This is a genomic window from Microcystis sp. M_QC_C_20170808_M3Col (assembly GCF_007095505.1).
Classification (GTDB): Bacteria; Cyanobacteriota; Cyanobacteriia; order Cyanobacteriales; family Microcystaceae; genus Microcystis.
This window is the reverse complement of sequence record NZ_SFBY01000398.1, coordinates 1-8,534: the sequence shown is the minus strand read 5'-3', so window position 1 is coordinate 8,534 and position 8,534 is coordinate 1. Positions and strand designations below refer to the sequence as shown.

General features: G+C 44.1%; 8 protein-coding genes. 6 read left to right on the top strand and 2 right to left on the bottom strand.

Features of this window, described 5'->3' with window-relative positions:
• Positions 1-902 precede the first annotated feature (902 nt).
• Positions 903-2,330, top strand: coding sequence for a glycogen synthase GlgA (gene glgA / locus EWV84_RS18380; RefSeq protein ID WP_287079212.1), 1,428 nt, complete (start codon positions 903-905; stop codon positions 2,328-2,330).
• 49 nt (positions 2,331-2,379) lie between these two features.
• Here the strand turns inward: glgA and EWV84_RS18375 are convergent, their stop codons facing one another.
• Entirely contained in the window at positions 2,380-3,000 is a 621-nt protein-coding gene (locus tag EWV84_RS18375; RefSeq protein WP_287079210.1) for a vWA domain-containing protein, read from the bottom strand.
• A 212-nt stretch (positions 3,001-3,212) separates the two neighbouring features.
• Here EWV84_RS18375 and EWV84_RS18370 point away from each other — a divergent pair, with 212 nt between their 5' ends.
• Positions 3,213-3,545, top strand: coding sequence for a TMEM165/GDT1 family protein (locus EWV84_RS18370; RefSeq protein WP_287079209.1), 333 nt, complete (start codon positions 3,213-3,215; stop codon positions 3,543-3,545).
• A gap of 18 nt (positions 3,546-3,563) precedes the next feature.
• Here EWV84_RS18370 and EWV84_RS18365 read toward each other — a convergent pair whose 3' ends face one another.
• Positions 3,564-3,704, bottom strand: coding sequence for a hypothetical protein (locus EWV84_RS18365; protein ID WP_287079207.1), 141 nt, complete (start codon positions 3,702-3,704; stop codon positions 3,564-3,566).
• A 20-nt stretch (positions 3,705-3,724) separates the two neighbouring features.
• Between EWV84_RS18365 and EWV84_RS18360 the strand changes: the two genes are divergently transcribed.
• From EWV84_RS18360 to urtC, 4 genes are all read left to right on the top strand, one after another.
• Entirely contained in the window at positions 3,725-4,000 is a 276-nt protein-coding gene (locus tag EWV84_RS18360) for a TMEM165/GDT1 family protein (RefSeq protein ID WP_002732425.1), read from the top strand.
• A gap of 543 nt (positions 4,001-4,543) precedes the next feature.
• Positions 4,544-5,860, top strand: coding sequence for an urea ABC transporter substrate-binding protein (urtA, locus tag EWV84_RS18355; protein WP_287079206.1), 1,317 nt, complete (start codon positions 4,544-4,546; stop codon positions 5,858-5,860).
• 94 nt (positions 5,861-5,954) lie between these two features.
• Positions 5,955-7,115, top strand: a complete 1,161-nt coding sequence (locus EWV84_RS18350; RefSeq protein WP_287079205.1) for an ABC transporter permease subunit — start codon at positions 5,955-5,957, stop codon at positions 7,113-7,115.
• A 3-nt stretch (positions 7,116-7,118) separates the two neighbouring features.
• Entirely contained in the window at positions 7,119-8,273 is a 1,155-nt protein-coding gene (gene urtC / locus EWV84_RS18345) for an urea ABC transporter permease subunit UrtC (protein WP_287079204.1), read from the top strand.
• The last annotated feature ends 261 nt before the right edge of the window (positions 8,274-8,534 follow it).

The following is an 8,534-nucleotide window of genomic DNA, read 5'->3' as shown; positions in this document are numbered from 1 at the left end:
TTAAATAGACAGCACAATTATAAAGATTCTTTGATAAAAATGCCAACTTATCAAATGCTAAAAATTCATTTTTATTAAATTTGATTAGATGTCTTTGAACTAATTTCATGTTCTTCCTCGAAGCACTTAATTAAATATTCGGTTTTTCTTGTTCTTCGTCTTATTGAATACAGACGTTTTCCTTGTAACTGATATCGATTCCACATCCTCCAAGTAGTGTCATAACTGATCCCCTTTTTCTTGGCATAATCTCATAGTTTCAACTGTAAGGTAAACTGGCACTAACCACAGTAGCAGTTGTTTGCTGTTATTTGCGTATATTTTTTACAAAACTTTACAATACTAAATCCGTTGAGTATAGGCTACTTATAAGGACAGGCAAAAGGCACTCATGCAAGAGGCAAAAGGGGGGATAAATAATCAGTTTTTAATAACCAGATTTAGTATTAACATTCAATTGATAATTTTTACTAATATATTGCTTACAATCCATTGCCAGTAAGGACTATAGCTACAATGATTGATTTTTATCATGGTGAAGAATTTTAATTTTTTTCTCAGAAAAAATCAATTATTGAAAATGTTCTCAATAGTAGTTTCTACAATGAAGGTTTTTCGTCAAAACATCTTGGGGAATGTAAAAATATATAAAAGTATATGAAGATGTGCGGAATGTCGGTTAAATCGACAATAGCAGACAGCATCGGTGCCGAGCAGCTAAAACTTAATAAAAAGGCGACAAAACTTAATAATGTCCAAAACAGCTAATTATGCCCCTCGTGGGCTCTCTGGTTGGTTAAAGAAAAATCTAGGCTAATCCGATAATAACCTGCTGGCAAATCCTGCTAGGGGGGTTTTATCTGTTAAAATTTCTTGTCGTCGTGAAGTAAAGCGGGAAGAGTATGCGAATTCTATTTGTGGGTGCCGAGGCCGCCCCAATTGCCAAAGTTGGGGGAATGGGGGACGTAATTGGGGCATTACCGAAAGTCTTGCGTCAGCTAGGTCATGACGTGCGGATTTTTCTGCCCTACTACGGTTTTCTTCAGGAAAAAATGGACATCCCTTCCGAACCCATTTGGTCAGGATTCGCCATGTTTCATGATTTTTTAGTCTATGAGACGGTTTTACCCGATACGGATATTCCTCTCTACCTCTTTGGTCATCTAGCTTTCTCTGGACGCAATATCTACGGAGGCGAAGATGAGGCCTGGCGATTTACCCTATTTGCGAATGGTGCGGCGGAATTCGCATGGAATTACTGGAAACCGCAAGTTATTCACTGTCATGATTGGCATACGGGCATGATTCCCGTCTGGATGCACCAAGACCCCGATATTAGCACCGTTTTTACTATCCATAATCTCGCCTACCAGGGGCCTTGGCGGGAGGCATTAGAAAAAATGACTTGGTGTCCTTGGTATATGCAGGGCGATAATACCATGGCCGCGGCGGTTCAATTTGCTAATCGCATCACCACCGTTTCTCCCACCTATGCTCGTCAAATACAGACCCCCATTTATGGCGAAAATTTAGAGGGATTATTGTCCTATATTTCCGGCAATCTGGTGGGGATTGTCAACGGCATCGATACGGAGGTGTATGACCCTGCTAAAGATGTTTATCTTAAGCAGAATTTTACCCCAGAAACCATCGAAAAACGTCTGATCAATAAAATTTCCCTGCAAGAAGAAGTGGGGCTACAGGTCAGTAAAAGTGCCTTTGTCATGGCGATGGTGACGCGTTTGGTGGAACAAAAAGGTATTGATCTAGTGATGCAAATTTTAGATCGCTTTCTCACCTATACTGATGCTCAATTGATTATTTTAGGTACAGGCGATCGCTATTATGAAACCCAACTGTGGGAGATGACTTCCCGTTTCCGGGGGCGAATGTCCCTGCATCTTCTCTATAGTGATGCCCTTTCCCGTCGCATCTATGGGGGGGCCGATGCTTTGTTAATGCCTTCCCGTTTTGAACCCTGCGGCATTTCCCAATTAATGGCCATGCGTTACGGTTGTATTCCCATGGTACGCCGCACCGGTGGTTTAGTCGATACGGTATCTTTCCACGACCCGATTCAGGAAAAAGGAACAGGATTTAGTTTCGATCGCTATGAACCTTTAGACCTGTTTACCTGTATGATCCGGACTTGGGAAAGTTTCCGTTATAAACAGGATTGGCAAAAACTACAGCAACGGGCAATGACTCAAGATTTTAGTTGGTATAAATCCGCTTTGGAATATCTAAAAATCTACAAACAAATCACCGGACAATCGGATCAATTATCCGATGAGGAAAAAGATAAATTGGTCGCCCTGACTAGCAGTTAAATCCTCCTTGAGTAGGGGTGATATATCTTCACCCCTACTCCGGCAGAAATTAACCAGTGATGGCGTTGAGAAGAACTTCCGCTAGGGTCATATCTTCCATATCATCGATAGTAATCGTGTCAACGATATCGAATTTGGCCCCGGCCGTTTCTAGTTGATCGTCTAAAGCTTTAAGAAATTCGGTTGCTTGTCGATCATGGCCTACTTGAATCAGAGAAATAGCTAATTCTTGATCGCTATCGAGTTTTCGAGAAGCTTCGATAATTTGACGCATCACCGCTTTGCGATCATCTGGTTCTCCGTCGGTAATCACCAGAATAGTTTCTCCGTTGGGTTTAGTTTTGCCAGCAGTTTTGCGCTGAAAATAATTATCGAGGGCATCTTGAAGCACAGCTGCCAGGTCTGTCCTCCCCATGGGTTCATTTTCTTGATAAATTTGTGTCACCTTATCGGAAGTGACATTATCATAGCGTCGGAAACGTCCAGAAAAAAGATAGATAGTGATGCCGTCCGGATCGACTTCCTCGCACTTTCTAGCCAAGGCGAGGGTGGATTCTTGGGCAATTTGCCAACGGGTTTTCTCACTGGGTTTATCAGCAGTGGACATACTGCCACTTTTGTCAATAATCAGAGTATAATCTCTGTCGTGTACAACACTTTCACTGGCCATAGGGGCTATACCTCCAAGGGATTTGCGCTCGTCCTAGTCTAATAATTATTAAACTCTAGGATGGAAACTCTACCTCGATCGACTAGGGTTTTTTAACTATTGGGGGAGGAGACAGCGCCCCCAACAGCAGAAACTATCGGCAGAAAACCAGTCGGGCTAAAATGAAAAAAGTATGAAAATTATTTCTTAACCCGATATTGTTAAATTAGCCGATGAGTGATAGCAAATTGAGTGCCTCAACCGAGAAAAAGCCAGATCATCCACCTTCTTGGAGTTTTTGGACGGTGTTTAGTTCCACCTTCCTAACCATATTTTTTGCTGAAATCGGCGATAAAACCCAATTAGCCACCCTTCTCATCAGCGCCGAATCCCAATCCCCCTGGGTAGTTTTTGCCGGGGCAGCCAGCGCTTTAATCGCTACCAGTCTCCTCGGTGTCCTGATCGGTTATTGGATTGCTCGTCGTCTTTCCCCGAAAACTTTAGATATCGGTGTCGCTATCCTTCTCCTTTTGATCACTGGTTTACTCATCAGCGATATTCTCTAATCAATCAGTTATCAGTATTCAGGAGTCAGTATTCAGGAGTGGGTCGTCAGGAGATAGGGTGATAGGGTTTTGGGTTGATAGGGTGATGAGACAGCTTCCCCACTTCCCCACCTCCCCACTTCCCCACTTCCCCACTTCCCCACTTCCCCACTTCCCCACTTCCCCACTCCCTAGAATTTATGAATTGGCAATTATTCGGACTGACATTTATCACGGTTTTTTTGGCAGAAATAGGCGATAAAAGTCAATTAGTAGCGATCGCTCTCGGTGGCAGTTCCAAATCACCTAAAGCTGTCTTTTTTGGCTCAATTACCGCCTTAATCTGCACCAGTTTCTTAGGAGTCCTTGCGGGCGGCAGTATGGCGCAGTTATTCCCCGCTAAGATATTAAAAGCGATAGCGGCCATTGGTTTTGCGCTGCTTGCTGTCCGGCTGCTTTGGCCAGATTCGGATTGATAATTGGGTTTGCGGCAAAAAGCTTTTCCTGGGGGCAGGGTGTGGGGTGTGGGGTGTGGGGTTTTACGATTTTCACCTAGTCAATTACCTAATTTTCAGGGAAAAAGTCCCGGAATTTTCCCCCCGATCACTCCCATATCTGGTACTTTTTGATTGACAAAAAGTCTAAAAGTCTTAGCCAGCAAGGTTTTTAGATGTATTCAGCAAACCCTAATTAGGTTTGGCTGAATATTACTGTAAGCCCGACTATAAAACGGTTTTGGCACTTTTTCCAGGCACGCGAGGTATTGTGTTATTATGACTTCCCCGACCGACTCCTGATAGGTAAAAAACTTAGGTAAATTCCATAAAAATCATTAATTTTTTGGGAAAAAGTAGCAAAAATTACAAAAAATATCCAAAAAGTAGCGAAAATTACAAAAAATCTGCTAACCTAGCCGTAATATCACACAGATATTCGTAGAAAGATTCCCGAAAATCTCCTCAGCAAAAACATCCGTGTGAAGTAGCTAATATTGTCAGCGAGGTTAGTTCAAGATCATCATGTCAAATTTAGGACGACGTAAATTTCTCCTGTACGGTTCTGCCGCTCTGGGAACCAGTATTCTGTTAAAAGCTTGTGGTGGCAATCAAAGCCAAACCCCCACGGCCAGTCCTAGCCCAGCTGCTAGTCCCGCCCCAACTTCTGGAGAGACAATTAAGGTGGGTATTCTGCACTCCCTCAGTGGCACCATGGCCATCAGTGAAACCAGCGTAGTTGATGCGGAAAAACTGGCGATCGAGGAAATCAATGCCGCGGGTGGTGTTCTTGGTAAACAGATCGAGGCAGTGGTGGAAGATGGCGCTTCCGATTGGCCAACTTTTACCGAAAAAGCCACCAAACTGATCGATCAGGACAAAGTTGCGACTGTCTTCGGTTGTTGGACTTCCGCCAGTCGTCAGGCGGTTTTACCCGTGTTTGAAGCCAAAAACCATATGCTCTGGTATCCCGTCCAGTACGAGGGTCAAGAGTGTTCTAGAAATATCTTTTACACTGGTGCTGCCCCCAACCAACAGATCGAGCTGGCAGTGACTTGGTTGCTGGAAAACAAAGGGAAAAAATTCTTCCTCGTCGGTTCCGATTACGTTTTCCCCCGCACTGCCAACACGATTATTAAAGAGCAGTTAAAGGTAAAAGGCGGCGAAACCGTGGGCGAAGACTATCTACCCCTAGGTAACACGGAAGTTACCCCAATTATTACCAAAATTAAGCAAGCTTTACCCGATGGCGGCGTTATTTTCAACACCCTCAACGGTGATAGTAACGTGGCTTTCTTCAAACAACTGCAAGCGGCCGGTTTAACTCCCGATAAATATCCAGTCATGTCGGTGAGTGTTGCCGAGGAAGAAGTTAAACAGATTGGTAAGGAATATCTCCTCGGTCAATACGCTTGCTGGAACTATTTCCAAACCGTAGATACCCCCGCTAACAAGAAATTTGTTGCGGCTTTTCGAGCTAAATATGGTGAGGATCGCGTGACCAATGACCCGATGGAAGCGGCCTACATCATGGTCTATCTCTGGAAGCAAGCGGTGGAAAAAGCGGCAACCGCCGATGATCTCGACAAAGTTCGCGCCGCCGCCATCGGACAAAAATTCGATGCTCCCGAAGGACCGGTGGAAATGTTCCCCAATCATCACATCTCCAAAACCGTCCGCATTGGTCAGGTGAGAGATGATGGTCTATTTGACATCATTTGGTCAACTCCGGGGGTGGTGGATCCGCAACCCTGGAACCAATTTGTCCCCGAAACTAAGGGCTTTGCCTGTGACTGGACTGATCCGGCTAAGGGTGGTAAGTTCAAAATGGAAAAATCATAGTTTTAGGAGTTTTTCCAGACAATAACGAGAGTGAGGTGGGCATTACTGCTCACCCCACTTTTTAAAGCTTAAAAATGCACAGGAATAACGAAAAGTGTCAGCATTATTAGAAGGATTATTTAATGGTATTAGCATCGGTTCTGTGCTATTGCTGGCCGCTTTAGGACTAGCGATTGTTTTCGGACTGATGGGGGTGATTAATCTCGCTCACGGTGAGTTAATGATGTTAGGGGCCTACAGTACTTTTGTGGTGCAGAATATCTTTAAAGGTTTCGGTTCTCCCCTCTTTGATACTTATGTTTTATTTGCCCTACCGATCGCTTTTTTAGTGTCAGGATTGGCGGGATTATTATTAGAAAGGGGGGTGATTAGGTTCCTGTACGGCAGACCCCTAGAAACGCTGCTGGCCACTTGGGGAGTCAGCTTAATTCTGCAGCAATTTGTCAGAAGTGTCAACGGTTTATTAGTAATTAGTTTAATAGTTTTCTGTCTGTTATTTTTTGGGGCAATGACGGTGTTAAGTCGTCGCTTAGATTGGGAGAGAATTCGCAATTTAGCTATTGGTATCACCCTGCCTTTATCCCTAGCTGTCGCTGGATTATTAGGCTATCTTTTATCTTTTAATACCGTTCTCGCTAGACCCTGGTTTAGTGCCAGAAACGTCGATGTCACCGCTCCAGTTTGGTTACGGGGAGGTTTACCTTTACCGGGTTTTCAAATGCCCTACACCCGTCTATTTATTATCATTTTAACTGCCATTTGTTTGTTAGGAACCTATTGGTTTTTAAATAAATCTTCTTGGGGTTTACGCATTCGTGCCGTCACCCAAAATCGCCAGATGAGTTCCTGTTTAGGTATTCCGACAAATCAAGTGGATGCTTTGACTTTTGCCCTCGGTTCGGGATTAGCTGGAGTTGCCGGTTGTGCGATTAGTTTCTTGGGTTCCGTCGGTCCAAACGTGGGACAAAATTATATCGTTGATACTTTTATGGTAGTGGTGGTGGGAGGAGTGGGTAATCTCCTAGGAACTATTATCGCAGCCATGGCGATTGGTGTGGCTAATTATTTAATTGGTTCGGGAACTTTTGCCCTGATTTTTGGTTCCGTGGCAGCACTAAAACCCCTAACGGATTTCTTCACCTTTTTCTCCACCACTAGCATGGCAAAAGTGATGATTTTTGCTTTAATTATTGCTTTCTTGCAATTCAAGCCTGCGGGAATTTTTCCTCCTAAAGGACGTACTGCCGAGTTATAGATTATGATTACCGAAACCATCACTAGAAACGAATCCCGACAACGGGAAAAGAAAAAGTTAATCACGGAAATCGCTGTTATTGTTGGATTGGTGGTCATCTTTGCGCTGTTGCTGCCCTTAGCTTTGTCGGCTTTCCGCTTGCGTTTATTGGGGCGATTTCTTTCCCTCGCTATTGTCGCTTTGGGGATAGATTTAATCTGGGGTTATACGGGTTTATTAAGTCTTGGTCATGGCATTTTTTTCGCCCTCGGTGGTTATGCTCTTGCCATGTACCTAAATCTTCAGTTACCACCGGGACAAATGCCCGAATTTTTTACTCTCTACGGGGTGACAGAATTACCTTTTGTTTGGCAACCTTTTTATTCCCTACCTTTGACAATTCTAGCCCTAATTATTGTACCAGCGATCGTGGCGGCATTATTAGGTTATTTAATCTTCCGCAATCGCATTAAAGGGGTTTATTTCTCGATTTTGACCCAAGCGGCTTTACTGGTATTTTTTAACTTTTTTAACGGTCAACAAAAGTTAATTAACGGCACTAATGGCTTAAAAACCGATACCCAAACAATTTTCGGGTTACTGGTGGGTTCCGATTCCGTTCAAGTGGCCTTTTATTTACTCACAATTGTCTGTTTACTGGCTATTTATCTCCTCTGTCGTTGGTTAACTACGGGCAGATTTGGGCGCTTATTAGTCGCCATTCGCGATGATGAGGTGCGGGTTCGTTTTTCCGGTTATGATCCTACTTGGTTTAAGGTGTTAGTTTTTGCCATTTCTGGGGCAATTGCTGGTGTTGCCGGCGCTCTTTATACCGTGCAAACGGGAATTATCACTCCTAACTCTATGGATGTGGCTTTTTCCATTGAAATGGTGATTTGGGTGGCTGTGGGGGGACGTGCTACCCTTGTGGGGGCAGTTATCGGTACTTTATTAGTACGCATGGCCCAAACTTTTTTAAGCGAACAATTTCCGGAAGTCTGGGTATTTTTCCAAGGGGCATTATTCCTAATTGTGGTGACAGTGCTTCCCGATGGTATTCTCGGTGGGATTAAACGTTTGCTGACTCATTTTGGTTTCCACAAAACTTTGATTACCTATCCTAGTATTGAGGAAGCTCCAGAAGTGCAACTGGAAAAAGAAGAATTAGAGCATAAGTGATCTTATTCTATTAGTATTCTCCGAGTCAGGGGTCGGTCGTCGGTCGTCAGGAGATAGGGTGTTGGGGTGATAGGGTGTTGGGGTGGTCACTGCGTACGCGTTGCGGGGGGTGTTAGGGTTTTGGGGTGTTAGGGTGTTAGGGTTTTAGTTGAAATTCCCCCACTTCCCCACTTCCCCACTTCCCCACTTCCCCACTTCCCCACTTCCCCACTTCCCCACTTCCCCACTTCCCCACTTCCCCACTTCCCCACTTCCCCACTT